A 25,013-nucleotide genomic window follows, 5' to 3' on the forward strand; every position below is an offset into this window, starting at 1 on the left:
CGGCGCGGCGGGTGCCGCGGACCTCAGAACACGTACGGGTCACCGGTCGCCAGGACCAGGACGTGGTGCCGGTCGTTACGCGGGTTCGTGTCGGTGACGCCGTCCCGCCAGGAGGTGCGGATGTCCACGGTCACCTCGTCCGGACGCCCCGCGGTCCGCAGGTCCAGAGCCAGCTCGCCCACCGCGCCGGCCGCCCGCAGCTCGCCCGTACGGCAGGACACCACCCGGTCGCTGCTCCACAGACAGGCCGGCGGGAGCTCCTGCCCACCCGCCATGGGCTCCGAGAAGGCGAGCCGGACGGTCGCCTGGGAGACGTCCGACGGCCCGTGGTTCTCGCTGACCAGCCGGACCCCGAGACGCCCGTCCCACAGGAAGAGGTGCCCATGGTGGGCCAGATCCGCCTCCGGCGGTGCGGCGACGGCCGGGACCGCGGCCGTGCCGGTCACGAGAGAGGCGGCCAGAGCCCCTCCGAGCAGCGCCTTGCGCATCGCAGTCATGCACCGAAGATACCGATTGATCCGCATATGTTCTGACTACTTGTCAGTCGCGTGTCCCGCGCCCCGACGCCCCGACCCGCCCCCCCCGTCCCACCGTGCCACCCTTCCCTCATGCTGATCGCCCGCTCCGCCGCCCTCTTCGTCGTCGCCGCCCTCTTCGAGATCGGCGGAGCCTGGCTCGTCTGGCAGGGCGTACGCGAACACCGCGGCTGGATCTGGATCGGCGCGGGCGTCCTCGCCCTCGGGGTCTACGGCTTCGTCGCCACACTGCAGCCCGACGCCGAGTTCGGCCGCATCCTCGCCGCCTACGGCGGAGTGTTCGTCGCGGGATCACTCGCGTGGGGCATGGCCGCCGACGGCTACCGCCCCGACCGGTGGGACGTCGTCGGGGCACTGATCTGCCTCGCCGGCATGGCCGTGATCATGTACGCCCCCCGCGGCCGCTGAAGTCGCCCGGCCTATCCTGGCCGGGCGATCGACACCATCGACCACACGCGCGAGGAGCACGTCATGACTGCCGCCGGTACCCCCATCGCCGTCGTCACCGGAGCGAGCAGCGGCATCGGCGCGGCCACCGCCAGGCAGCTCGCCGCCGCCGGCTACCGCGTGGTGCTCACCGCCCGCCGCAAGGACCGCATCGAGGCCCTCGCCGCCGAGATCAACGAGGCCGGCCACCAGGCCACCGCCTACGCCCTCGACGTCACCGACCGCGCCGCGGTCGACGAGTTCGCCACCGCCTTCCGCACCCTCGCGGTCCTGGTCAACAACGCCGGCGGCGCACTCGGCGCCGACCCCGTCGCCACCGGCGACCCCGAGGACTGGCGCCGGATGTACGAGGTCAACGTCATCGGCACCCTCCACGTGACCCAGGCCCTGCTGCCCGCCCTCACCGCGAGCGGCGACGGGACGGTCGTCGTCCTCTCCTCCACCGCCGGCCACTCCACCTACGAGGGCGGCGCCGGCTACGTCGCCGCCAAGAACGGCGCCCGCGTCCTCGCCGAGACCCTCCGCCTGGAGATCGTCGGCACCCCGGTCCGCGTCATCGAGATCGCCCCCGGCATGGTCAAGACCGAGGAATTCGCCACCACCCGCTTCCGCGGCGACACCGACAAGGCCGCCAAGGTCTACGCGGGCGTGGCCGACCCCCTCAGCGCCGACGACGTCGCCGACACCATCACCTGGGCCTGCACCCGTCCCCCGCACGTCAACATCGACCTCCTGGTCGTCCGCCCCCGCGCCCAGGCCTCCAACACCAAGGTCCACCGCGAGCTCTGACCCCCGACACCACGAGGGCCGGCGTCCGACGCCGGCCCTCACGGGTGCCACATGCTCCTCAGCCCTTCACGTTCACGACCTGCTTGAGTTTCGCGACCACCTCGACCAGGTCCCGCTGCTGCTCCATGACCTGCTCGATCGGCTTGTAGGCGCCGGGGATCTCGTCCAGGACGCCGGCGTCCTTGCGGCACTCCACTCCCCGCGTCTGCTCCTCCAGGTCCCTGACCGTGAACCGGCGCTTCGCCGCACTCCGGCTCATGCGCCTTCCCGCTCCGTGCGAGGCCGAGTTGAAGGCCGCCTCGTTGCCGAGCCCCTTCACGATGAACGAGCTCGTGCCCATGGACCCCGGGATGATCCCGAGGTCCCCGGAGCCCGCGCGAATCGCCCCCTTGCGGGTGACCAGGAGGTCCATCCCCTCGTACCGCTCCTCCGCCACGTAGTTGTGGTGGCAGGAGATGACCGGATCGAAGGTGACCTTCGCCTTGCGGAACTCGCGCCGCATGACCTCCTGCAGGAGGGCCATCATGACCGCACGGTTGTACTTCGCGTACTCCTGCGCCCAGTAGAGGTCGCGCCGGTAGGCCTCCATCTGCGGCGTGTCCGCGAGGAACACCGCGAGGTCGCGGTCCACCAGCCCCTGGTTGTGGGACAGCTTCTGCGCCTCGCCGATGTGGTGCTCGGCGAGCTCCTTCCCGATGTTGCGGGAGCCGGAGTGCAGCATGAGCCAGACCGCGCCCGACTCGTCGAGACAGACCTCGATCAGGTGGTTGCCTCCGCCGAGGGTTCCCATCTGCTTCTCGGCCCGGCCACGAACGAACTTGACCGGTTCCGCGACGTAGTCGAACCGCGACCACATGTCCCCGAACCCCGCCGTCGCGAACTGGTACAGGCGTCCCGGGTCCACCATCTCGCGGTGCATCCCGCGCCCCACCGGAATCGCCTGCTCGATCTTGGAGCGCAGCCGCGAGAGGTCACCCGGGAGGTCGTTCGCCGTCAGCGACGTCCTGACGGCCGACATGCCGCAGCCGATGTCCACGCCGACCGCGGCGGGGCACACCGCCCCCTGCATGGCGATCACCGAGCCGACCGTCGCGCCCTTGCCGTAGTGCACGTCCGGCATCACGGCCAGGCCCTTGATCCACGGCAGCGTCGCCACGTTCTGCAGCTGCTGCATGGCGCCACCCTCGACGGACGACGGGTCCGCCCACATCCGGATGGGCACGTTCGCACCCGGTACCTCGACGTACGACATACTTCCTCGATTCCCCCAGAAAGTCCGATAACGCAAAAACCGGAGCCAAAGCCCGTACAGGTGACTGCGGACCGGCATCAACGGCTGCGTGTGCGATAGACATTGTGTCCACCGTCCGAGGTGGAGCAGCAAACAGTTTTCGGGGATGCCGCCCGAAGAAGGGAGCCTGGGATCGTGCAGCGCAAGGCGTACGCACCGGGTCGATCAGCGCCCGCGGTGCTCTCCGCCGCCGCCCTCGCCCTCGGTCTCGGGATCGGCCTGACCGGCTGTTCCCCGGGGCCCGCCGCGAACACCGACGCCGTCGACTCCAAGGCGGGGCCGGCCGCCCCGGCCGCGCCGCCCGGGCGGTACCGCACGCTCTTCGAACCGTGCGGCGCCGTTCCCCAGGCGGCTCTCCGGGACCTGCTGCCAGGGGCGGCCGGGCTGCCCGACGCCGAGCGCGACCGTACGTATCGCGGCACCGCGGCCCCCACCTTCGACACCGACCGCCGGGTGGGCTGCAGCTGGAAGTCCGACGCCCCCGACGCGGCGCACCGGCTGACCCTCGACGTCGAGCGGGTCGTCTCCTACGACCCCGTCGTCAGCGACGACGACCGGGCGCAGGAGGTGTACGGCCGGAAGCAGACCGCTGCCGGGATCACGCCGCCGCCCACCGCGCCTCCGGCGACGACCGCTCCGCCCACGACTCCGCCCACGACCCCGCCGTCCAAGCCTCCGGCGTCCACCGGTGCCGGTGGTGCGGCCCCGCTGGCCGGCCGGCTGCCGTCCCTCCCCCCGCACGCGCCGCTCGCGGCGGGCCGGAGGGCGTCGCCCGGCGCCGCCGCCGGGCAGCACCCGACGAGCACGGCGACGCCGACGGCCCCGGCGAGCCCGGCTCCTCCGGCCACAGGTCTGGAGCCCCGCGTCCTGACCGGCCTCGGCGACGTGGCCTTCGTCGACGACACGCTCCTGTCGACCGGCCCGACCGGCGCCGACCGCGTCGTGAGCGTGGTGTTCCGCACATCGAACGTCATCGTGACCGTCGAGTACGAGGAGCAGACGACCACCTCCGTCGAGGTCCCGGACAGCAGGGAACTGCAGGAAAAGGCCCGGAACCTGGCCCGTCTGCTGGCCGAGCGGCTGGAGGAGTAGGCGCCCGGCCCCGCTCCGCGGGCCCCTCCGGAGCGGCTGCGGGACCACGTAACGTGTCGGGGTACCGCGGCCGCCCGGCCGCCGGCCGCCCAAGCGACTGACCGAGCGACTGAAGGAACCATGCAGCGATCAGCCCCGCGTCTCTCCCGCATACTCGCGTGTGCCGCCGTCCCGGTGATGCTCGTCGCCGCCGGCTGCTCTTCCGGTTCGGACTCCGGCGACAAGGGATCCGGCGCTCCGGACACGGCCTCGTCCTCCTCGTCGGCCGCCCCGCAGCCGACGCCGACGAAGAAGGTCGAACCCGCGAAGTTCGCGAAGCTGCCCGACGTCTGCAAGTCGATCACGACGAAGACGATCGACACCCTCGTGCCCAAGGCGAAGAACAAGAAGGGCACGGCGGCCAACTCCAGCGATCTCACCAGCCGGGGCGGCTGCGCGTGGAACGGCCTGGAGGACAAGGGCGTCAAGGGCTCGCAGTACCGCTGGCTCGACGTCTCCTTCTACCGCTACGAGTCGGACGCCACGCTCGGCAGCGGTCAGCAGCGCGCGGCGGAGAACTTCACCAAGGAGCTGGGCAAGGTCCAGGCCACCGAGGGCGCCAAGAACCTGCGCACCACGGTCGCCGGCGGCGTCGGCGACCAGGCGAACACGGTGACGTACCAGCTGCGCAAGACCGACGAGGACTTCACCTACGCGACGGTCGTCTCGCGGACGGGGAACGTCGTGGTCGTCCTCTCGTACAACGGTGCGGGTTACGCGGGCGCCAAGGGCCCGTCCGAGAGCTGGATCGTGAACGGCGCGATCAACGCGTCGAAGGAGGCGCTCGCGGCGGTCGCCGCGGCCAACAAGTAGGCATTTGTACGATTTTGCACGGAGCCCGTCCCTCCCCCGGGGGCCGGGCTCCGCGTACATGTGCCAGTCTGTGCCCGCGAGATGTCGTTTGACGGGAGGGGATCGCGGGTGGCCGCGATGCAACTGACACGCACGCACCGGATACTCATCGGTCTGGTCGTGGCCGGCGCGGTGATCATCGCCGGAATCGGTTTCGCCGGCTCGTACGCCGCTGTGCGCGAGCTCGCCATCGACAAGGGCTTCGGCACCTTCTCGTACTTCTTCCCGATCGGCATCGACGCGGGCATCTGCGTGCTGCTCGCGCTCGACCTGCTGTTGACGTGGATCCGTATCCCGTTCCCGCTGCTGCGTCAGACGGCGTGGCTGCTGACGGCGGCGACGATCGCCTTCAACGGCGCCGCGGCCTGGCCCGACCCGCTGGGTGTGGGCATGCACGCGGTCATCCCGGTGCTGTTCGTGGTGGCCGTCGAGGCGGCGCGGCACGCGGTGGGCCGGATCGCGGACATCACGGCGGACAAGCACATGGAGGGGGTGCGGCTCACCCGCTGGCTGCTGTCGCCGGTGCCGACGTTCCGGCTGTGGCGCCGGATGAAGCTGTGGGAGCTGCGCTCGTACGAGCAGGTGATCAAGCTGGAGCAGGACCGGCTGATCTATCAGGCCCGGCTGCAGGCCCGCTTCGGCCGGGCCTGGCGCCGTAAGGCTCCGGTGGAGGCGCTGATGCCGCTGCGGCTCGCGAAGTACGGCGTGCCGCTGGCGGAGACGGCGGCGGCGGGCCTGGCGGCGGCCGGCGTGGAGCCGGTACTGCTGCCGCCCGCCCCGATGGTGGAGCAGCCCCAGCTCGGGCAGGCTCCGGCGCAGGTGCAGCCGGTCCCGCAGCAGATGCCCGTGGGCCGGCCGGCGCAGCCGCAGCCCCAGGCCCAGGCCCCGGCGCAGCCGCCCGTGCCGGCCCAGGTGCCCGGTGCGCCGGGCCGGCTGCCCGGCCAGACCGTCCAGGCCGTCCAGCCGGGCCAGATGATGCCGGGCGGGCCCGGCCAGGGGCTCCAGCCGGGTCAGATGCAGGGGCCCGGGGAGGCAGGGCCGGACGGCAACCCGTGGTTCATGGCCCAGCAGGTCTCGCCGGAGGGGTACCACGGCACCTACGAGCCGCAGATCGTCGAGGGCCTCGAGCCCACGCCGGTGCCGATCCCGCAGGGGCCGGAGGACGTGCCGCCGCCGGGTCCCGAGCAGTTCGAGGAGTACCAGGAGTTCGTGGACGAGGAGCCCCTCGACGGCTTCGCCGACTCCGCGTACAAGGCGATGTGGGACTACTACGAGGAGCGGCGGGACCTGCCCACCTCGGAGCAGCTCGACATATGGCTGAGCGACAAGTACGGGATCACGCACCCGCGGAGCGCGTCGATCCTGCGTGAACTGACGCCCCGCCTGCGTCAGCAGGTCGAGCACGAGCTGGCGGAGAGCCAGACCCCGTAGCCCTGGGACGGGGATCGTCGCCTGCCCTGCCCCGGCCTCGGCCGGGCGGGCGGGCGGACTGCCTGATCGGGCGACCGGGCAGGCGGGCCACCAGACCTTCGGTCTGAACGCCGGCGGCATCCGCGCGGGTGCCTGAGCGTCGGCGGCGTCGGTGCCGGCGCCTGAGCCCTCGCCGGGAATCGGCGCTGAGCCTCGGCGGCCACCGCGCCTGCGCCCGGCCCGGCCGCCCCGGCCCGGGTGGCGCCTGAGCCCGCGCCCCCGCCGGACCGGGCGCCGCCCCGGCCGCCCGGCCCGGGCGGCGCCTGAGCCCGCGCCCCCGCCGGACCGGCACCTACACCCTGGCCTCGGCCCTGGCCCGCTGCTTCGCGGTCTCGCCCCAGGCGGCGAGCACGACGCCCACGGCGAAGAGGGCGAAGTAACCGGCGGTGGGGACGTCCCACCACTTCTGGAGCAGTCCCCAGGGGCCGTCCCCGAAGAGCCGCCCGGCGGCGCCGAGTCCGCCCTGGACGAGGGCGATCCAACCGATGACTGCGATGGCTTCGTTCTTCATGCCTCCACGCTCTCCCGCCCGGCGGCCCGTCTCGTCGTGCGCACGACGGAACCCGGACTGGTCCGAAGGATGCAGAGGCGGGTCGACGACACGGCGGAGGGCCGCCGCCCGCGGTGCGGGTGGCGGCCCTCCGTCATGTCGCGTCAGGCGCCGAGCAGCTTGCGCACCCGGTCCGCGCCGACCGCGAGGAGCAGCGTCGGCAGACGCGGGCCGGTCTCACGGCTGACGAGGAGCTTGTAGAGCAGGGCGAAGAAGGAGCGCTGGGCGAGCTTGAGCTCCGGGGTCGGCTTGGCCTCGGGGGTGAGGCCGGCCATGACCTTCGGGACGCCGTAGACCAGGGTGGTCAGGCCGTCGAGCGACCAGTGGCTGTCCAGGCCCTCCAGGAGGAGGCGCAGCGACTCGCGGCCCTCGTCGTCGAGGGAGCCGAGGAGCTCGGTGTCGGGCTCCTCGCGGACGATGGTGCGCTGGTCGGCCGGGACCTGGGTGGTGATCCAGTTCTCGGCGCGGTCCAGGCGCGGCCGGACCTCGCCCAGGTCCGTGACCGGGTTCTCCGGGTCGAGCTCGCCGAGGATGCGCAGGGTCTGCTCGTCGTGGCCGGCGGTGATGTCCATGACCGAGGCGAGCGTGCGGTACGGCAGCGGGCGCGGGGTGCGCGGCAGCTCACCGGCCGCGGTGCCGGCGGCGCGGGCGTACGCGGCGGCGTCGGCGGGGAGCGCCGAGCCGTCCGCGACCTTGGCCTCCAGCTTGTCCCACTCGTCGTAGAGCCGCTGGATCTCCTGGTCGAAGGCGATCTTGAAGGACTGGTTGGGCTTCCGGCGCGCGTAGAGCCAGCGCAGCAGCTGCGGCTCCATGATCTGCAGGGCGTCGGCCGGGGTCGGCACGCCGCCGCGCGAGGAGGACATCTTGGCCATGCCGCTGATGCCCACGAAGGCGTACATGGGGCCGATGGGCTGGACGCCGTCGAAGATGCCGACGATCTGCCCGCCGACCTGGAAGGAGGAGCCGGGCGAGGAGTGGTCGACGCCGGAGGGCTCGAAGATGACGCCCTCGTAGGCCCAGCGCATCGGCCAGTCGACCTTCCAGACCAGCTTGCCGCGGTTGAACTCGCTGAGCTTGACGGTCTCGGCGAAGCCGCAGGACGAGCAGGTGTAGGCGAGCTCGGTGGTCTCGTCGTCGTACGAGGCGACCGTGGTGAGGTCCTTCTCGCACCGGCCGCAGTAGGGCTTGTACGGGAAGTAGCCCGCGCCACCGCCGGAGCCGTCGTCCTCGCCGGCGGCGCCGGAGCCTTCGGCGGCCTCCAGCTCGGCCTCGTCGACCGGCTTCTGGGACTGCTTCTTGGGGGCCTTCTTCGTCCGGTACTGGTCGAGGATGGCGTCGATGTCACCGCGGTGGCGCATCGCGTGCAGGACCTGCTCGCGGTAGACGCCGGAGGTGTACTGCTCGGTCTGGCTGATCGGGTCGTAGTCGACGCCGAGCTCGGCGAGCGCCTCGACCATGGCGGCCTTGAAGTGCTCCGCCCAGTTCGGGTGCGGCGAGCCGGCCGGGGCCGGGACCGAGGTCAGCGGCTTGCCGATGTGCTCGGCCCAGGACTCGTCGACGCCCGCGACGCCGTTCGGCACCTTGCGGTAGCGGTCGTAGTCGTCCCAGGAGATGAGGTGGCGGACCTGGTACCCGCGGCGGCGGACCTCGTCGGCGACCAGGTGCGGGGTCATGACCTCGCGCAGGTTGCCCAGGTGGATCGGGCCGGACGGGGAGAGACCGGAGGCGACGACGACCGGTTTGCCAGGCGCACGTCGCTCCGACTCGGCGATGACCTCGTCCGCGAAACGGGAGACCCAGTCGGTCTCGGTGCTGCTCTGAGCCACGGTCGGTTCGTCCTTCTTCCTTGGTTCTCTCGGAGCCTTACAGCCTTGCTCCCGTCATTGTCCCAGACGGAACCATGCGCTCCGAGGTTGTCCACAGGCAGAGATTCGCCGGGGGGCCGTCCGGGTGCCGTCCGGGATCCCGTCCGGGGATTCGTCCACAGGAGCCCCGGGCGGAGAAAACACGTTGCTCTCCCATGGGACACTTGACAAGCGAAATAGACCACCGGTGACACCCGGATACGACACAACAGGAACGGAAGCTCATGGCCTCGGTCCCTTCCCTCGCTTCGACCGTGCAGCAGCGCCTCGCGGACGGCCTCTCGGCAGCCCTGCCGGAGGTCGGTGCCGCCGACCCGCTGCTGCGACGAAGCGACCGGGCCGACTTCCAGGCCAACGGCATCCTGGCCCTCGCCAAGCGGCTCAAGGGCAATCCGCGTGAGCTGGCGACCAAGGTCGTCGACGCGATCCCGGCCAACGACGTCCTGAAGGAGATCGAGGTCTCCGGGCCCGGCTTCCTCAACATCACGGTCACCGACGAGGCGATCGTGAAGACGCTGGCGGCGCGGGCCGCGGACGCCCGCCTCGGCGTGCCGTTCCGCGCGTCGGCCGGCACGACGGTGATCGACTACGCGCAGCCCAATGTGGCCAAGGAGATGCACGTCGGCCATCTGCGGTCCGCCGTCATCGGCGCCGCGATGGTCGAGATCCTGGAGTTCACCGGCGAGCAGGTGGTCAGGCGTCACCACATCGGCGACTGGGGCACCCAGTTCGGCATGCTCATCCAGTACCTGATCGAGCACCCGCACGAGCTGGACCACAGGGCCGAGGGCGCGGACGTGGAGGTCTCCGGCGAGGAGGCCATGTCCAACCTCAACCGCCTCTACAAGGCCTCCCGGGCGCTGTTCGACTCGGACGAGGAGTTCAAGACGCGTGCCCGGGGGCGGGTCGTCGACCTGCAGGCGGGCGACGAGGAGACGCTGGCCCTGTGGCAGCGGTTCGTCGACGAGTCGAAGATCTACTTCTACTCGGTCTTCGAGAAGCTCGACATGGACATCCGCGACCCCGACATCGTCGGCGAGTCCGGCTACAACGACATGCTGCAGGAGACCTGCCGCCTGCTGGAGGAGTCCGGCGTCGCCGTCCGCTCCGAGGGTGCGCTGTGCGTCTTCTTCGACGACGTGAAGGGCCCGGACGGCAACCCGACCCCGCTGATCGTCCAGAAGTCCGACGGCGGCTTCGGCTACGCGGCGACCGACCTGTCGGCCATCCGCGACCGGGTGCAGAACCTGAAGGCGACCACGCTGCTGTACGTCGTGGACGCCCGCCAGTCGCTGCACTTCAAGATGGTCTTCGAGACGGCCCGCCGGGCCGGCTGGCTCAACGACGACGTCAAGGCCGTCCAGCTGGCCTTCGGCACGGTCCTCGGCAAGGACGGCAAGCCGTTCAAGACCCGCGAGGGCGAGACGGTGCGGCTGGTGGACCTGCTGGACGAGGCGATCGACCGCGCGACGGCCGTCGTGTCCGAGAAGAAGGAGAAGGCCGGGCTGACCGACGAGGAGGTCGTCGAGAACGGCCGCTACGTCGGCATCGGGGCGGTCAAGTACGCCGACCTGTCGACGTCCGCGGTCCGGGACTACAAGTTCGACCTGGACCAGATGGTCTCGCTCAACGGTGACACGTCCGTGTACCTCCAGTACGCGTACGCCCGTATCCAGTCGATCAAGCGGAGGGTCTCGGACGCGGAGCCCACCGCCCACCCGGAGCTGGAGCTGGCCCCGGCCGAGCGCGCGCTGGGCCTGCACCTGGACCAGTTCGGCGCCACGCTCGCCGAGGTGGCCGAGGAGTACGCGCCGCACAAGCTGGCCGCGTACCTCTACCAGCTGGCGTCGCACCTCACGACCTTCTACGACCAGTGCCCGGTGATGAACGCCGAGACGCGGGAGCTGAAGGAGAACCGCCTCTTCCTGGTGGACCTGACCGCCCGGACGCTCCACCAGGGCATGGCCCTGCTGGGCATCCGGACGCCCGAGCGTCTCTGACGCCCACCGGCGCGCACGGCGAGTGGGTCACCGCGGTCACTACTGCGTGACCCACTCGCCCTTGTCGGGCCAGTAGCCGTAGGTCGGGCGTCCCTCGACGGCACTGGTCCGGAACGGCTCCCCGCCGTCGTCGACCCGTACGGTCCCGTGCTCGGCGCCGCTGCTCCAGTCGAGCTCCAGGTACCAGGACGCGACGTGCTCCTCGGTGTGCACGTCCAGGTTGAGGACCTGCGGGTCCCCGGTGGCGACCTTGTACGGGAAGTCCTTGGCGGGGACCACGCGGTCCCCGTCCATCCCGGCGACGGGCCTGAGGTACGGCCGGGGGGCGTCGAGGTCGACGTCGAAGGTCTGCGGGGTGATCCCGCTGCCGCAGCCGTCGCCCATCGAGTACGCCGCACGGTCCAGCGGCCTGTCGCGCGCCACGACCCGGAGGTGCAGGGCGGTGAGGACGACCGGGGCCTGCGTCCGTCCGGTCACGGTCAGCTGGAGCTGCATGTGGCCGCCGTCGATCCCGCCGAGCGCGCGGGCCCAGCCACGGGCGTCCTGCGGCGTGGGCGGGGGCGGGACGTTGCCGGGCGGCTGGTCGAGCACGTAGTACTGCCCACAGGGGGCGGCCCAGTTGTACGAGCTGATGCCGGCACTCAGGGGGGCGGGCGGAACGGCGCTCGGCCCGCCCCGTCCGGTGGGGTGGCCGCCGCCGTCACCGAGGCGCCCCACGAGGTAGGCGGTGGGCACCGCGAGGGCGACGATCGCGGCGGCGGCGAGGGCGCCCCTGAACCTGCTGCGGGGGGCGCCCGCGGGCTCGTCGGCGACGAGCACGACGGGTCCGGCGACCCCCGGCTCCCCGGCCTCCGGTACCGACACCACGGGCGCGACCGGCACCGGCGCCGCCCCCGCCTCCGGTACCGGCGACGACCCCGCCACCTCTCCGTCCCCCTCCCCCTCCGCGACCGCGGAGGGGGACGCGTCCCCCCGGCCCCGCCTGCGGGCCTCGTCGGCGACGATCCAGGCACGGTGCAGCTCGACGAGCTCCTCCCGGGAGGCCCCGCACAGGCGTCCCAGCCGCTCCACGGGAGCGAACTCGGCGGGCACGGCGTCGCCGTTGCAGTACCGGTGGAGCGTGGACGTGCTGACGTGCAGGCGCTTCGCGAGCGCCCCGTAACTGAGCCCGGACCGGTCCTTCAACGTCCTGAGCAGCCCGGCGAGGCCGTTCGCCGCATCCATCGGTGTCCCCCGTTCGGCATCCCGGGAACGCGTTCCAGGGGGTGGTCGTTTCCCCAGCTCACGGTGGGTGAGAGCGTTCCACCGTCCCCCATTGTCCCGTGCCGCTTGCCCGTGGATCACGGCGGCTCGCAAGGTATGAGCCATGCCGAACAGCCGCGTCACCGACACGGTGGCCCTCGCGGTGCTGATCGCCTGCACGGCGGTCGTGATCGCCCTGCTCAACCACCGCTGACACCGCCGCACCGCCGCATTCGCCGCACCGCCGAACCGCTCACCGACACACACCCCGGGGAATCCATGCGCACGCTCGCCCGCCGTCTCGCCCTGCCCGCTGCCGCCCTCACCGCGGCGCTCGCCCTCTCCGCCTGCCAGTCGGGCACGAGCGACGCGGCGGCCCCGCCCACGGCCCCTTCGTCGGCGCCCACGCCCTCGCGGGCGTCCGGAACGCCCGCGACCCCGGCCACCCCCGCCACGACGCCCCCTACGGCCACGCCGCCGAGGCCCACGAGGTCCGTGACCCCCACGAAGGCGGGCACGCCGGGCGGGAAGCAGTCCGGCGGGAGCACGCCGGACGGGCCCGTCCGCACCTGCACGGCGGCGAACACCAGGGTCGTGGCGAGCAGGGTCAGCCGCCCGGTCAACCACCTCGTCCTCACCGTCACCAATGTGGGCGGCCGCCCCTGCAACGCGCTGAACGCACCGTTCGTGGGCTTCGACGGCAGCCAGGCGCCGATCAGGATCCTGGAGGACAGCAAGCCGCAGGCCGTGGTGACGCTGGCCCCCGGGGAGTCGGGATACGCGTCCCTGATCCTGACGGGCGAGCCGGGCCCGGACACCCACGGGCGCACGGTCCGGAAGATCAGCGTGTACCTGACCTCGGACAGCGGGAAGACGGTGACGGCGCCGTCCGGCACGTTCGCCGACGACGGCGCCGCCGTCTCGTACTGGCAGCGGACCCTTGAAGACGCCCTCGTCTACTGAGGTCGGCGTCAGCGGCCGATCGGGTGGGAGGTCCGCCCGGACACCTCGTCGATCTCGACGTGCGCCTTCTGCAGCATCTGCGAGGCGATGTCCATCAGGGCGCGGGCGCCGGCGATCTCCTCCCCGACCCGCAACTGCTCCGGGTCGGAGGGGTGCCGATTGGCGTTGCCGTGGCCGCGCATCTCGGTGCCGTCGCTGAGCCGCACCATCGCCGCGGCCCGCGTCCGGTCACCCTCCTCCTTGAACTCCATCTCGACATGCCAGCCGACGAGCGTGTTCATCATGAGGACCACCTCCAGAGAGGTACCTGTCGGGTACCACTCCAGGGTGCATCCCCGGGCGGGCACTCCGCGCGCCCAGACCCCGGGGAACAGGGCCCGTCTCAGAGCCCGCGGGCGAGCTTCTGGGCGACCTCGGTGGCCCAGTAGGTGAGGATCATCTGCGCGCCGGCCCGGCGGATGCCGGTCAGGCTCTCGAAGATCGCCTTGTCGCGGTCGATCCAGCCCTTCTCGGCGGCGGCCTCGACCATCGCGTACTCGCCGCTGATCTGGTACGCCGCGACGGGAACGTCGACGGACTCGGCGACCTTGGCGAGGACGTCCAGGTAGGGCCCGGCGGGCTTCACCATGACCATGTCCGCGCCCTCCTCCAGGTCGAGGGCGAGCTCCCGCATCGACTCGCGCACGTTGGCGGGATCCTGCTGGTAGGTCTTGCGGTCACCGGTGAGGGAGGAGCCGACGGCCTCGCGGAAGGGGCCGTAGAAGGCGGACGAGTACTTCACGGTGTACGCGAGGATCGACACGTCCTCCTTGCCGATGGTGTCCAGGGCGTCGCGGATCACGCCGACCTGGCCGTCCATCATCCCGGAGGGCCCCACGACGTGGACGCCGGCGTCGGCCTGGACCTGGGCCATCTCGGCGTACCGCTCCAGGGTGGCGTCGTTGTCGACGCGCCCGTCGGCGTCGAGGACGCCGCAGTGGCCGTGGTCGGTGAACTCGTCGAGACACAGGTCCGACATGATGATCAGGTCGTCGCCGACCTCGGCCTTCACGTCCCGGATGGCGACCTGCAGGATCCCGTCCGGGTCGGTGCCGGCCGTGCCGGCGGCGTCCTTCTTCGCGTCCTCCGGCACACCGAAGAGCATGATCCCGGAGACCCCGGCCGACACCGCCTCCACGGCGGCCTTGCGCAGGGTGTCCCGCGAGTGCTGCACGACGCCGGGCATGGCCTGGATCGGCACGGGCTCGGTCACGCCCTCCCGCACGAACGCGGGAAGGATCAGATCGGCCGGATGCAGCCGCGTCTCGGCCACCATCCGCCGCATGGCAGGAGTCGTCCGCAGCCGCCTCGGCCGCGCCCCGGGAAAGGATCCGTACGAGTTCATGTCCCCGAGGCTACGCCCGCCCGCACCCCCCACTTACCGACACCGTGTTGCCGCCCGCCCCGGGGCGGACAGGGCCCGCCCGAGGTGGGCCGCCCGGGGTGGACGGGGCCCGCCCGGGGTGGCCGCGGACGGTGGCCGCAGGCCCGGGACGTACGCAGGGCGCGGGCTCCCGGAGGAGCCCGCGCCCTGGTCGGTCGGCGAGGTGGACTACGTCGTCGTACGGCGGCGGCGCGCCCCCGGCCGGCGTTCGCTCGGGCGGGTCACCGGGTCCCCGGCCTCCAGCGCCGCCGCCCGCCGCCGGAGCCCGAACTCCGCCAGCGCCTCGGCCAGCTTGTGCACGGACGGCTCGGGCGACAGGACGTCGACCCGCAGGCCGTGCTCCTCCGCCGTCTTGGCGGTCGCCGGGCCGATGCAGGCGATGACGGTGACGTTGTGCGGCTTGCCGGCGATGCCGACCAGGTTCCGCACGGTCGACGACGAGGTGAAGAGAACGGCGTCGAAACCGCCGCCCTTGATCGCCTCGCGCGTGTCCGCCGGCGGCGGCGACGCGCGCACGGTCCGGTAGGCCGTGACGTCGTCGACCTCCCAGCCGAGCTCGATCAGGCCCGCGACCAGCGTCTCGGTCGCGATGTCGGCGCGCGGCAGGAAGACGCGGTCGATCGGGTCGAAGACCGGGTCGTAGGGCGGCCAGTCCTCCAGGAGGCCGGCGGCCGACTGCTCGCCGCTGGGCACCAGGTCGGGCTTCACGCCGAAGTCGACCAGCGCGGCGGCGGTCTGCTCGCCGACCGCCGCGACCTTGATGCCCGCGAAGGCGCGGGCGTCGAGCCCGTACTCCTCGAACTTCTCGCGGACCGCCTTGACCGCGTTGACCGACGTGAAGGCGATCCACTCGTAGCGGCCGGTGACCAGGCCCTTGACCGCCCGCTCCATCTGCTGCGGGGTGCGCGGCGGCTCGACGGCGATGGTCGGCACCTCGTGCGGCACCGCGCCGTAGGAACGCAGCTGGTCGGAGAGCGACGCGGCCTGCTCCTTGGTGCGCGGCACGAGCACCCGCCAGCCGAACAGCGGCTTGGACTCGAACCAGGCCAGCTGGTCCCGCTGCGCCGGGGCGCTGCGCTCGCCGACCACGGCTATCGCCGGGCGGTGGCCCTCGGGCGAGGGGAGCACCTTGCCCTGCTTGAAGACCTGGGCGATGGTGCCGAGCGTCGCGGTCCAGGTGCGCTGGCGGGTCGTCGTGCCGGCGATGGTGACGGTGAGCGGGGTGTCCGGCTTACGGCCTGCCGACACCAGCTCTCCGGCCGCGGCGGCGACGGAGTCCAGGGAGGTGGACACGACGACGGTGCCGTCGGAGGCGCCGACCTCGGCCCAGCACCGGTCGTCGGCGGTACGGGCGTCGACGAAGCGCACGTCGGTGCCCTGGGCGTCGCGCAGCGGCACACCGGCGTACGCGGGCACGCCGACGGCGGTGGCGACGCCGGGAACGACCTCGAAGGGGATGCCGGCGGAGGCGCAGGCGAGCATCTCCTGGCCCGCGTTGCCGTCGAGGCCGGGATCGCCGGTCACCGCACGGACGACCCGCTTGCCGCCCCTCGCGGCCTCCATGACAAGATTGGTCGCGTCCCTCAACACGGGGACACCGACGGTTGTTGACGCCTCGTCGACAACCGTCAGCTCAGGCGTGCTCACGCCCGCGCGCGCATGGCCGCGGACGACTTCGAGCACCTCCGGCTCGGCGATCAGGACGTCCGCGCCGGCCAGGGCTTCGACGGCCCGGAGCGTCAGCAGTCCGGGGTCGCCGGGTCCGGCGCCGAGGAACGTGACGTGACCGTGGCCGGGGAAGGCGGCGGACGCGGGGCTGGTGGTCGGGCGGGTGGGGCTCAAAGTGCTCGCTCCCCCATAAGACCGGCCGCACCCTTGGCCAGCATCTCGTCCGCGAGTTCGCGTCCGAGGGCCATCGCCTCGTCGTAGGAGGTGGGTACGGGACCGGTGGTGGACAGCTGCACCAGCGTCGAGCCGTCGGTGGTGCCGACGACGCCGCGCAGGCGCATTTCGGTGACAACCTGCCCGTGACCGGGGTCGTCGGCCAGCAGGTCGGCCAGCGCACCCACGGGTGCGGAGCAGCCGGCCTCCAGGGCGGCGAGCAGGGATCGCTCGGCGGTCACGGCGGCCCGGGTGAACGGGTCGTCGAGCTCGGCGAGCGCGGCGACGAGTGCGGCGTCGGACGCCAGGCACTCGACGGCCAGGGCCCCCTGGCCGGGGGCGGGCAGGACGGAGTCGACCGACAGGCGGTCGACGGACAGGGAGCCGGTGAGCTCCTCGGTCCCGCCGATGCGGTTGAGCCCGGCCGCGGCGAGGACCACCGCGTCCAGCTCTCCCGTGCGTACGTAGCCGACGCGGGTGTCGATGTTGCCCCGGATCGGTACGGTCTCGATGGTCAGGCCGTGGCTGCGCGCGTACGCGTTGAGCTGGGCCATGCGGCGCGGCGAGCCGGTGCCGACACGGGCCCCGGCGGGCAGCGTGTCGAGCGTGCGGCCCTCGCGGGCGACGAGCACGTCGCGCGGGTCCTCGCGCTCGGGGATGGCCGCCAGCACCAGCTCGGGGTGCTGGGTGGTCGGCAGGTCCTTGAGGGAGTGCACGGCGAAGTCGACCTCGCCGGCGAGCAGCGCGTCGCGCAGCGCGGCGACGAACACACCGGTGCCGCCGATCTGCGCGAGGTGCTCGCGGGAGGTGTCCCCGTACGTCGTGATCTCCACGAGCTCGACGGGCCGGCCGGTCACCTGCCGGACGGCGTCGGCCACATGTCCGGACTGGGCCATGGCGAGCTTGCTGCGCCTGGTCCCGAGCCTCAGTGCCCTCTCGGTCATACTCGCCCTCGGTTCTTGACGTCGCCGTCGTTCAGGTCGGCCCGGCTGACAGAGGCAACCGTCCCCGGGTCGAGGTCGAAGAGTGTCCGCAGCGCGTCCGCGTACCCGGCGCCGCCGGGCTCGCTGGCGAGCTGCTTGACGCGCACGGTGGGCGCGTGCAGCAGCTTGTCGACCACACGGCGCACGGTCTGGGTGATCTCGGCGCGCTGCTTGTCGTCGAGTCCGGGCAGCCTGCCTTCGAGGCGGGCGACCTCGCCGGCCACCACGTCGGCGGCCATGGCGCGCAGGGCGACCACGGTCGGCGTGATGTGCGCGGCACGCTGGGCGGCGCCGAAGGCGGCGACCTCGTCGGAGACGATGTCGCGCACCCGGTCGACGTCCGCGGCCATGGGGGCGTCGGCGGAGGCCTCGGCCAGCGACTCGATGTCGACGAGGCGGACGCCCGGCATCCGGTGGGCGGCCGCGTCGATGTCGCGGGGCATGGCCAGGTCGAGCAGGTGGAGGGGCGCGGTGCGGTCGTGCGTCGCGGCCTCGACCGCCTCGCCGGTGAGGACGAGTCCGGTGGCCCCGGTGCAGGAGACGACGATGTCGGCACGTGTCAGTTCGTCGCCGACGGCAACCATCTCGACCGCGCGTGCGGCCACGCCCGTGGCACCGGGCTCGGTGAGGATCTCCACCAGCCGGTCGGCGCGGGCGGCGGTGCGGTTGGCGACGACGATCTCCGCGACGCCGGCCCGCGCGAGGGTGGCGGCGGCGAGCGAGGACATCGAGCCGGCGCCGATGACCAGGGCGCGCTTGCCCTTGGCCCACTCGGCGACGTCCGTGCCGTCGGCCAGCTGCTCCAGGCCGAAGGTCACGAGCGACTGGCCGGCCCGGTCGATGCCGGTCTCGCTGTGGGCGCGCTTGCCGACCCGCAGGGCCTGCTGGAAGAGGTCGTTCAGGAGGCGTCCGGCGGTGTGCAGGTCCTGGCCGACCGCGAGGGCGTCCTTGATCTGGCCGAGGATCTGGCCCTCGCCGACGACCATCGAGTCGAGGCCGCAGGCCACCGAGAAGAGGTGGTGGACGGCCCGGTCCTCGTAGTGCACGTAGAGATAGGGGGTGAGCTCCTCGAGGCCGACCCCGCTGTGCTGGGCGAGCAGCGTGGACAGCTCGGCGACACCGGCGTGGAACTTGTCCACGTCGGCGTAGAGCTCGATGCGGTTGCAGGTGGCCAGGACGGCGCCCTCGGCGGCCGGTTCGGCGGCGAGGGTGTCGTGCAGCAGCTTGGCCCGGGCGTCCCCGGAGAGGGCGGCCCGCTCCAGGACGCTGACGGGGGCGCTGCGGTGGCTGAGACCGACGACGAGGAGGCTCATGCCGGCATCACCGCGGGCATGTCCCCGTCAGGTCCCTTGCGGTTGCCGTCACCCGCGCCACGGCCGGCGGGCCGTACGACGGCGGGCTCGGCGCCCTGCTCGGCGCCGAGCTCCTCGCCGGCCTTGCGCTGCTCGTGGAAGGCGAGGATCTGCAGCTCGATGGAGAGGTCGACCTTGCGCACGTCGACGCCGTCCGGCACGGACAGCACGGTCGGGGCGAAGTTCAGGATGGAGGTGACGCCGGCGGCCACGAGACGGTCGCAGACCTGCTGGGCGACGCCGGCCGGGGTCGCGATGACGCCGATGGAGACGCCGTCCTCGCTGATGATCTTCTCGAGGTCGTCGCTGTGCTGGACGGGGATCCCGGCGACCGGCTTGCCGGTCATGGCGGGGTCGGCGTCGATCAGGGCGGCGACCCGGAAGCCACGGGAGGCGAAGCCGCCGTAGCCGGCGAGCGCGGCGCCGAGGTTACCGATACCGACGATCACGACCGGCCAGTCCTGGGTCAGACCGAGCTCGCGGGAGATCTGGTAGACGAGGTACTCGACGTCGTAGCCGACGCCGCGCGTCCCGTACGAACCGAGGTAGCTGAAGTCCTTGCGCAGCTTCGCGGAGTTGACCCCCGCGGCGGCCGCGAGCTCCTCGGAGGAGACCGTGGGTACGGACCGCTCCGACAGCGCCGTGAGGGCACGCAGATACAGCGGAAGGCGGGCGACGGTGGCCTCGGGAATTCCTCGGCTACGGGTCGCCGGTCGGTGAGTTCGGCCAGTTGCCACGGTGCTCCTGCGGGATGAGCGGGGCTGCAGGCGGCCATGCGTCCCAGGACCGCCCCGTCGAATGCAGGCTATGTCTTTGTGAACGCGTGCACAAAGATGGTGTCCGTTTTGTCCGGCCAAAGTGACCGGGGTCACGCGGCCGGTTCCCGATGTCATGGAACCGCGGAGCATGCGCGCACGTTGAGCTGCCGAAGGGGGCAAAACCGCACACTCTCCTCGCTACGCCGCCCCCGAAGCCCAACAAAACGTCCACGATGGTAGCCGCCTTTCGGTCAGGCACCCAGTTCGCGCCGCAGCCGAGCGGCGTCCACACGCCAGAAGGTGTGCTGCTCGCCGTCGACCAGCACCACCGGAATCTGCTCCCAGTAGGCGCGGTACAGCTCCTCGTCCCGGGTGATGTCCTTCTCCTCCCAGAGTGCCCCTGTCTCGGCGCAGACCGCCTCGACCACGGCCCTGGCGTCGTCGCAGAGATGACACCCCGGCCTGCCGATCAGCGTCACCGTGCGCGGGCCGCTCTTCTTCTTCGTACGTCCGAACATGGCGTCCATTCTGCGCGCCGGGTAACAGGGGAGTCCCCGAGTGTTCACACCACGGCATCCTCACAAGTCGGGAAGCACCGAACAGACTGGCTATGCTCACGACATGGCCGCTCAGGGATGGCTCACCCCCCGTAGGCGCTCCGCCACCGCGCGCAGCGTCCTGGCAGGCGAGGCCGCCGCGGAGGCGGCCCGCAAGACCTCGCAGCAGCTCGAACAGGAGCGGGAGGAGAAGGCCGCCGCCGCCCGGGCCGAGGCCGCCGAACCCGCGTTCCCGGTCGTCGGCGACACCCGGGCCGCCGCCTTCTTCGACCTCGACAACACCGTCATGCAGGGCGCCGCGATCTTCCACTTCGGCCGCGGCCTGTACAAGCGGAAGTTCTTCCAGCGCCGCGAACTCGCCCGCTTCGCCTGGGCCCAGGTCTGGTTCCGGCTCGCCGGGGTCGAGGACCCCGAGCACATGCAGGAGGCGCGGGACAGCGCCCTCTCCATCGTCAAGGGCCACCGCGTCTCCGAACTGATGTCGATCGGCGAGGAGATCTACGACGAGTACATGGCCGACCGGATCTGGCCCGGCACCCGCGCCCTCGCCCAGGCGCACCTGGACGCCGGCCAGAAGGTCTGGCTGGTCACCGCCGCCCCCGTCGAGACCGCCACGATCATCGCCCGCCGGCTCGGCCTGACCGGCGCGCTCGGCACGGTCGCCGAGTCGGTCGACGGCGTCTACACCGGCAAGCTGGTCGGTGAGCTCCTGCACGGCCCCGCCAAGGCCGAGGCGGTCCGCGCCCTGGCCGCCGCCGAGGGCCTGGACCTCGCGCGCTGCGCCGCGTACAGCGACTCGCACAACGACATCCCGATGCTCTCGCTCGTCGGTCATCCGTACGCGGTCAACCCGGACACCAAGCTGCGCAGGCACGCCCGGGAGCGCGAGTGGCGGCTGCGCGACTACCGGACCGGCCGCAAGGCCGCCAAGGTCGGCATCCCGGCCGCCGCGGGCGTCGGCGCCCTCGCGGGCGGCACCGCCGCCGCGCTCGCCCTGCACCGCCGCCGCCGCTGACCCCCGGTCGGCGGGCCGGCCCTCTTCGCGCCGGGCCGCCGGGCACCGATCATGCCGATACGTTTCGTCTGCGATCACCTGGGACAACCCGGGACCAGGCGGCCTCACCCGTACGTGGTCGAACAGTGCCGCGCACGTCGACCGACGGGCATTCCCGGCGTCCTACCCGGCAGCGGCCCCGATCACTCACGCGCCGCGGACTTGAGCACAAGCAACCCCTCCCTTGATCACACTCGGAAGCAATCCGATCAACAACCGGTCACGAAGTGCGACTCGTTGCGCCTTCAAGCGGTAACAGATGCGACCTAATCGATGATTTGAGCAACTGGGTGTAGCGCTGCCTGTACGAAGCGTTATTCTCCTCAGACGCACGACGGACCCACACTTCGCCACCATGAGTGAACGGTCCCGCACTGCACGTGATGGAAGCTCTGCCTCTGGGAGTCCCGTGTACCCACACGTCGGGGTTGACGCCTCGGGCCTGGCTACGCTGCGCGCAACGGTCCTCGACCACTTGCGCGGCTTCGTCCCCACCGCGTACGCCGGCTCTGCCCCCGCTTTCGGCGGACCGGCATTCGCCGGTCCCGCCTTCGCCGGACCGGCGCCCGTCGGTCCCTGCTACGCCTTGGCCGAGAGCGGCGCCGCCGTCGGCAGACGAGGCGCGCGCAGCGGCGCCGGCACCTCGACCGCCGCCCGCAGGCCCACCGCCGACAGCGACAGCGCCCGCATGATGGACCTGGTCGAACGCGCCCAGGCCGGCGAGGCCGAGGCCTTCGGCCGGCTGTACGACCAGTACAGCGACACGGTCTACCGCTACATCTACTACCGCGTGGGCGGCAAGGCGACGGCGGAGGACCTCACCAGCGAGACGTTCCTGCGCGCCCTGCGCCGGATCTCCACCTTCACCTGGCAGGGTCGCGACTTCGGCGCATGGCTGGTCACGATCGCCCGCAACCTGGTCGCCGACCACTTCAAGTCGAGCCGCTTCCGCCTCGAAGTGACCACCGGCGAGATGCTCGACGCCAACGAGGTGGAGCGCAGCCCCGAGGACTCCGTGCTCGAGTCCCTCTCGAACGCCGCCCTCCTCGACGCCGTCCGGCGACTCAACCCCCAGCAGCAGGAGTGCGTGACCCTGCGCTTCCTCCAGGGCCTGTCGGTCGCCGAGACCGCCCGGGTCATGGGCAAGAACGAGGGCGCGATCAAGACCCTCCAGTACCGGGCCGTCCGCACCCTGGCCCGCCTCCTTCCGGACGACGCCCGCTGAGTGCTCCGCGCCCCCCACACGCGCCGCACCCCGCACCCCCGCCCGGACCGGAGCCCCCACCCCTGTCCCCCTCCCCCCACGTCCCCACGACCCCCGTCCAACTCACAGTCGGTGACGCCTCGATGACGCACTGGTCCGATCATCTTTCGCGCGTAACCCAAGTGCCGCGCCGCTCGTTGTGCGAAATGCAGGCTCCCTGTGGTCACGCCATGTCCACTTCCACTCACTCTTTCGTGTGGATGCGCTCAAGGTGTGCAACCCTCCGAACCCCCCGGGGAGTCGACCGTCATGACGAGAGGAGGTGCCGCCAGTGATCGCGAACGTTTCGGCGCACCGGCGGGCGAACGCCTTCGCCCAGGTCCTGGACGATCGGACGTCCGAGGGCGCGGCGGCCGAGCAGCCCGAGGCACCGGCCGAACCGGCCGTGCAGGAAAGGCTGTTGGCCTTGGCGAACGGTCTCGGCGAGCTGCCGAAACCAGCGATGGATCCCGAGGTCAAGGTGGTGCAGCGAGCCCAGCTCGTCGCCGCCATGGAAGCGATGCTCGCGGAAGGGAGTGCGGGCGCGGGGCCCACGGTCCCGGAGCAACGGGCCGGCGGCAAGGGAGCCCACCGGGCCTCCCCGCTCCGGAAACTGCGCCCACGCTCCCGCTGGACCAAGGGCCTGGCCGCGGGCGGACTCACCGTCGGCGTGGCGGCCGGAGCCTTCAGCGGCGTCGCCGCCGCGAGCTCCGACGCCCTCCCCGGTGACTCGCTCTACGGCCTGAAGCGGGGCATGGAGGACATCAAGCTCGGGATGGCGGACGACGACGCCGACCGGGGCGGGATCTATCTCGACCAGGCCTCCACCCGCCTGAGCGAGGCCCGCAGACTGATGGAGCGCGGCCGGGCCGGCGACCTCGACCACGAGTCCCTCGGCGAGATCCGCCGCGTCCTCGACGGGATGCGGCACGACGCCTCCGAGGGGCACCGCCTGCTCCGCCAGGCGTACGAGCGGGACGGCGAGATCGGCCCGATGGCCCGGCTCAACTCCTTCGCCCAGGCCCACCGGGCCACCTGGGACGGACTGCGCGACCGGCTCCCGGTCCAGCTCACCGACGTGGGCGAAGAGGTGAGCGACGTCTTCGACGCCATAGACGAAGAGGTCGAGCCCCTGCAGTCCGTGCTCCCGCGCACCCCCGAGCGCGGCGCGATCGGTTCCGGCGGCCCGAGCACGCCGCGACACACCTCGCCGGCCGACACCCAGCGGCCGCACACCACGCCGGCGACCCCGTCCGCGGGCGGCGACGCCACGCAGCCCCGTCCCTCGGGCTCCGGCACGGGCACGGGCGCACCCCAGGACGAGGGCCTCCTCGGCGGCAACACGGGCGGACTGCTCAACCCACCGCACACGGGCCCGAGCTCGTCCTCGTCCGACGAGGAGTCCAGCCGGCCGGTCCCGGACGTGACGATCCCGCCCATCCTCCCGGGCCTGCTGCCGGGCCTCGGCATCGACAGCAGCGACACGAAGTAGGACACGTGAGGGGCGCTCCCGGGGGAGCGCCCCTCACGTATGCCCCACGTCCCGTGGCAGGAGAGCCCCGGCCCGGAGGAACAGGGCCCGGAGACCCACGGCCCGGCCACCCGGGTCCCCGAAACCCGCGGCCCCGGGGACCGCGCTCAGAAGAACACCGACCGCCGCTGCACCAGCAGCTTGTACAGGGTGTGCTGGATCTGCTCGCGCACCTGGTCCGTCAGGTTGAACATCAGCATCGGATCCTCCGCCGCCTCCAGCGGATAGCCGTCCGTCGGGATCGGCTCGCCGAACTGGATCGTCCACTTCGTCGGCAACGGCAGCGCCCCCACCGGCCCCAGCCACGGGAAGGTCGGCGTCAGCGGGAAGTACGGCAGACCGAGCACCCGCGCCAGCGTCTTCGCGTTGCCCAGCATCGGATAGATCTCCTCCGCGCCCACGATCGAGCACGGCACGATCGGCGCCCCGGCCCGCAGCGCCGTCGACACGAAACCGCCCCGCCCGAAGCGCTGCAGCTTGTACCGCTCGGCGAAGGGCTTCCCGATGCCCTTGAAGCCCTCCGGCATCACGCCGACGATCTCCCCCGCCCGCAGCAGCCGCTCCGCGTCCTCCGAACACGCCAGCGTGTGCCCGGCCTTGCGGGCCAGCTCGTTGACCACCGGCAGCATGAAGACCAGGTCGGCGGCGAGCAGCCGCAGATGACGGCCCGCCGGATGGTGGTCGTGCACGGCGACCTGCATCATCAGCCCGTCCAGCGGCAGCGTCCCCGAGTGGTTGGCCACCACCAGGGCGCCGCCCTCCTTCGGGATGTTCTCGACGCCCTTCACCTCCACCCGGAAGTACTTCTCGTACACGGGGCGGAGCAGCGACATCAGGACCTGGTCGGTGAGCTCCTCGTCGTAGCCGAAGTCGTCGACCTCGTAGTCGCCCGTGACCCGTCGCCGCAGGAACGCGAGCCCGCCCGCCAGACGGCGCTCCCAGCCACGCTCAGGGGGCTCAGCGGCCACCGGAGGCTCCTGGGGCGCCTGCTGGGCCGGCAGGGCCCGTACGGCGGCCTCACCGGCGCCCACGGCGGGCCTGCGGCGGGCCCGCGAGCGGTCGTCGTCGAACGGAATGACCTTGGCGTCCGCCATC

Annotated in this window: 23 protein-coding genes; 10 read left to right on the forward strand and 13 right to left on the reverse strand. The window is 72.2% G+C overall.

Annotated features, from left to right (window positions below; genetic code table 11):
- Positions 1-23: 23 nt before the first annotated feature.
- The gene (locus tag ACGF1Z_RS31855; RefSeq protein WP_393009515.1) at positions 24-497 is read right to left on the reverse strand and encodes a hypothetical protein; all 474 of its coding nucleotides are present in this window, start codon (positions 495-497) and stop codon (positions 24-26) included.
- Positions 498-608: 111 nt separating this feature from the next.
- Between ACGF1Z_RS31855 and ACGF1Z_RS31860 the strand changes: the two genes are divergently transcribed.
- Positions 609-944 carry a YnfA family protein gene (locus tag ACGF1Z_RS31860; protein WP_393009516.1) on the forward strand — a complete coding sequence of 112 codons (336 nt, stop codon included), beginning with the start codon at positions 609-611 and terminating at the stop codon, positions 942-944.
- Positions 945-1,007: 63 nt separating this feature from the next.
- On the forward strand, positions 1,008-1,772 hold the full coding sequence (locus ACGF1Z_RS31865) for an SDR family NAD(P)-dependent oxidoreductase (protein WP_393009517.1): 765 nt from the start codon (positions 1,008-1,010) through the stop codon (positions 1,770-1,772).
- 58 nt (positions 1,773-1,830) lie between these two features.
- On the opposite strand, the gene ACGF1Z_RS31870 is transcribed toward ACGF1Z_RS31865, so the two are convergent.
- Positions 1,831-3,024: an RtcB family protein gene (locus ACGF1Z_RS31870; protein ID WP_393009518.1), complete on the reverse strand. Its 1,194-nt coding sequence runs from the start codon at positions 3,022-3,024 to the stop codon at positions 1,831-1,833.
- A 174-nt stretch (positions 3,025-3,198) separates the two neighbouring features.
- Between ACGF1Z_RS31870 and ACGF1Z_RS31875 the strand changes: the two genes are divergently transcribed.
- From ACGF1Z_RS31875 to ACGF1Z_RS31885, 3 genes are all read left to right on the forward strand, one after another.
- Positions 3,199-4,155, forward strand: coding sequence for a DUF3558 domain-containing protein (locus ACGF1Z_RS31875; protein WP_393009519.1), 957 nt, complete (start codon positions 3,199-3,201; stop codon positions 4,153-4,155).
- Positions 4,156-4,275: 120 nt separating this feature from the next.
- Entirely contained in the window at positions 4,276-5,007 is a 732-nt protein-coding gene (locus tag ACGF1Z_RS31880; protein WP_393009520.1) for a DUF3558 domain-containing protein, read from the forward strand.
- Between the two features lie 108 nt (positions 5,008-5,115).
- Positions 5,116-6,477, forward strand: a complete 1,362-nt coding sequence (locus tag ACGF1Z_RS31885) for a DUF2637 domain-containing protein (RefSeq protein WP_393009521.1) — start codon at positions 5,116-5,118, stop codon at positions 6,475-6,477.
- A 331-nt stretch (positions 6,478-6,808) separates the two neighbouring features.
- On the opposite strand, the gene ACGF1Z_RS31890 is transcribed toward ACGF1Z_RS31885, so the two are convergent.
- On the reverse strand, positions 6,809-7,027 hold the full coding sequence (locus ACGF1Z_RS31890) for a hypothetical protein (protein WP_393009522.1): 219 nt from the start codon (positions 7,025-7,027) through the stop codon (positions 6,809-6,811).
- Positions 7,028-7,170: 143 nt separating this feature from the next.
- Positions 7,171-8,892 (reverse strand): lysine--tRNA ligase, encoded by a 1,722-nt coding sequence (lysS, locus tag ACGF1Z_RS31895; protein WP_393009523.1) that lies wholly within the window; start codon positions 8,890-8,892, stop codon positions 7,171-7,173.
- 263 nt (positions 8,893-9,155) lie between these two features.
- Between lysS and argS the strand changes: the two genes are divergently transcribed.
- Complete coding sequence (gene argS / locus ACGF1Z_RS31900; protein WP_393009524.1) at positions 9,156-10,931, forward strand: arginine--tRNA ligase; 1,776 nt, start codon at positions 9,156-9,158, stop codon at positions 10,929-10,931.
- A 39-nt stretch (positions 10,932-10,970) separates the two neighbouring features.
- Here argS and ACGF1Z_RS31905 read toward each other — a convergent pair whose 3' ends face one another.
- Positions 10,971-12,155 carry a helix-turn-helix domain-containing protein gene (locus ACGF1Z_RS31905; RefSeq protein ID WP_393009525.1) on the reverse strand — a complete coding sequence of 395 codons (1,185 nt, stop codon included), beginning with the start codon at positions 12,153-12,155 and terminating at the stop codon, positions 10,971-10,973.
- A gap of 297 nt (positions 12,156-12,452) precedes the next feature.
- On the opposite strand from ACGF1Z_RS31905, the gene ACGF1Z_RS31910 reads away from it, so the two are divergent.
- Positions 12,453-13,136 (forward strand): DUF4232 domain-containing protein, encoded by a 684-nt coding sequence (locus ACGF1Z_RS31910; RefSeq protein ID WP_393009526.1) that lies wholly within the window; start codon positions 12,453-12,455, stop codon positions 13,134-13,136.
- A gap of 8 nt (positions 13,137-13,144) precedes the next feature.
- On the opposite strand, the gene ACGF1Z_RS31915 is transcribed toward ACGF1Z_RS31910, so the two are convergent.
- From ACGF1Z_RS31915 to ACGF1Z_RS31945, 7 genes are all read right to left on the reverse strand, one after another.
- On the reverse strand, positions 13,145-13,417 hold the full coding sequence (locus ACGF1Z_RS31915; protein WP_376636997.1) for a DUF1876 domain-containing protein: 273 nt from the start codon (positions 13,415-13,417) through the stop codon (positions 13,145-13,147).
- A 101-nt stretch (positions 13,418-13,518) separates the two neighbouring features.
- On the reverse strand, positions 13,519-14,520 hold the full coding sequence (gene hemB / locus ACGF1Z_RS31920) for a porphobilinogen synthase (RefSeq protein WP_393009527.1): 1,002 nt from the start codon (positions 14,518-14,520) through the stop codon (positions 13,519-13,521).
- A 207-nt stretch (positions 14,521-14,727) separates the two neighbouring features.
- Entirely contained in the window at positions 14,728-16,401 is a 1,674-nt protein-coding gene (locus ACGF1Z_RS31925) for a uroporphyrinogen-III synthase (protein WP_393009528.1), read from the reverse strand.
- Positions 16,398-17,384 (reverse strand): hydroxymethylbilane synthase, encoded by a 987-nt coding sequence (gene hemC, locus ACGF1Z_RS31930; RefSeq protein WP_393009529.1) that lies wholly within the window; start codon positions 17,382-17,384, stop codon positions 16,398-16,400. The genes ACGF1Z_RS31925 and hemC overlap by 4 nt, the downstream gene beginning before the upstream one ends.
- On the reverse strand, positions 17,381-18,736 hold the full coding sequence (locus tag ACGF1Z_RS31935) for a glutamyl-tRNA reductase (RefSeq protein ID WP_393009530.1): 1,356 nt from the start codon (positions 18,734-18,736) through the stop codon (positions 17,381-17,383). Before ACGF1Z_RS31935 ends, hemC begins: the two co-directional genes overlap by 4 nt.
- On the reverse strand, positions 18,733-19,512 hold the full coding sequence (locus ACGF1Z_RS31940; RefSeq protein ID WP_393009531.1) for a redox-sensing transcriptional repressor Rex: 780 nt from the start codon (positions 19,510-19,512) through the stop codon (positions 18,733-18,735). Before ACGF1Z_RS31940 ends, ACGF1Z_RS31935 begins: the two co-directional genes overlap by 4 nt.
- 272 nt (positions 19,513-19,784) lie before the next feature.
- Positions 19,785-20,060 (reverse strand): glutaredoxin family protein, encoded by a 276-nt coding sequence (locus ACGF1Z_RS31945; protein ID WP_393009545.1) that lies wholly within the window; start codon positions 20,058-20,060, stop codon positions 19,785-19,787.
- Between the two features lie 94 nt (positions 20,061-20,154).
- Here ACGF1Z_RS31945 and ACGF1Z_RS31950 point away from each other — a divergent pair, with 94 nt between their 5' ends.
- The 3 genes from ACGF1Z_RS31950 to ACGF1Z_RS31960 all read left to right on the forward strand — a co-directional run bounded on the left by ACGF1Z_RS31950 (position 20,155) and on the right by ACGF1Z_RS31960 (position 23,879).
- Complete coding sequence (locus ACGF1Z_RS31950; RefSeq protein WP_393009532.1) at positions 20,155-21,105, forward strand: HAD family hydrolase; 951 nt, start codon at positions 20,155-20,157, stop codon at positions 21,103-21,105.
- A 448-nt stretch (positions 21,106-21,553) separates the two neighbouring features.
- Positions 21,554-22,369, forward strand: a complete 816-nt coding sequence (locus tag ACGF1Z_RS31955) for an ECF subfamily RNA polymerase sigma factor, BldN family (RefSeq protein ID WP_393009533.1) — start codon at positions 21,554-21,556, stop codon at positions 22,367-22,369.
- Between the two features lie 310 nt (positions 22,370-22,679).
- On the forward strand, positions 22,680-23,879 hold the full coding sequence (locus ACGF1Z_RS31960; RefSeq protein ID WP_393009534.1) for a DUF5667 domain-containing protein: 1,200 nt from the start codon (positions 22,680-22,682) through the stop codon (positions 23,877-23,879).
- 146 nt (positions 23,880-24,025) lie between these two features.
- On the opposite strand, the gene ACGF1Z_RS31965 is transcribed toward ACGF1Z_RS31960, so the two are convergent.
- The gene (locus tag ACGF1Z_RS31965) at positions 24,026-25,012 is read right to left on the reverse strand and encodes a lysophospholipid acyltransferase family protein (protein WP_393009535.1); all 987 of its coding nucleotides are present in this window, start codon (positions 25,010-25,012) and stop codon (positions 24,026-24,028) included.
- Position 25,013: the final 1 nt, after the last annotated feature.

The sequence above is a fragment of the Streptomyces sp. NPDC048018 genome (assembly GCF_043202995.1).
Taxonomy (GTDB): domain Bacteria; phylum Actinomycetota; class Actinomycetes; order Streptomycetales; family Streptomycetaceae; genus Streptomyces.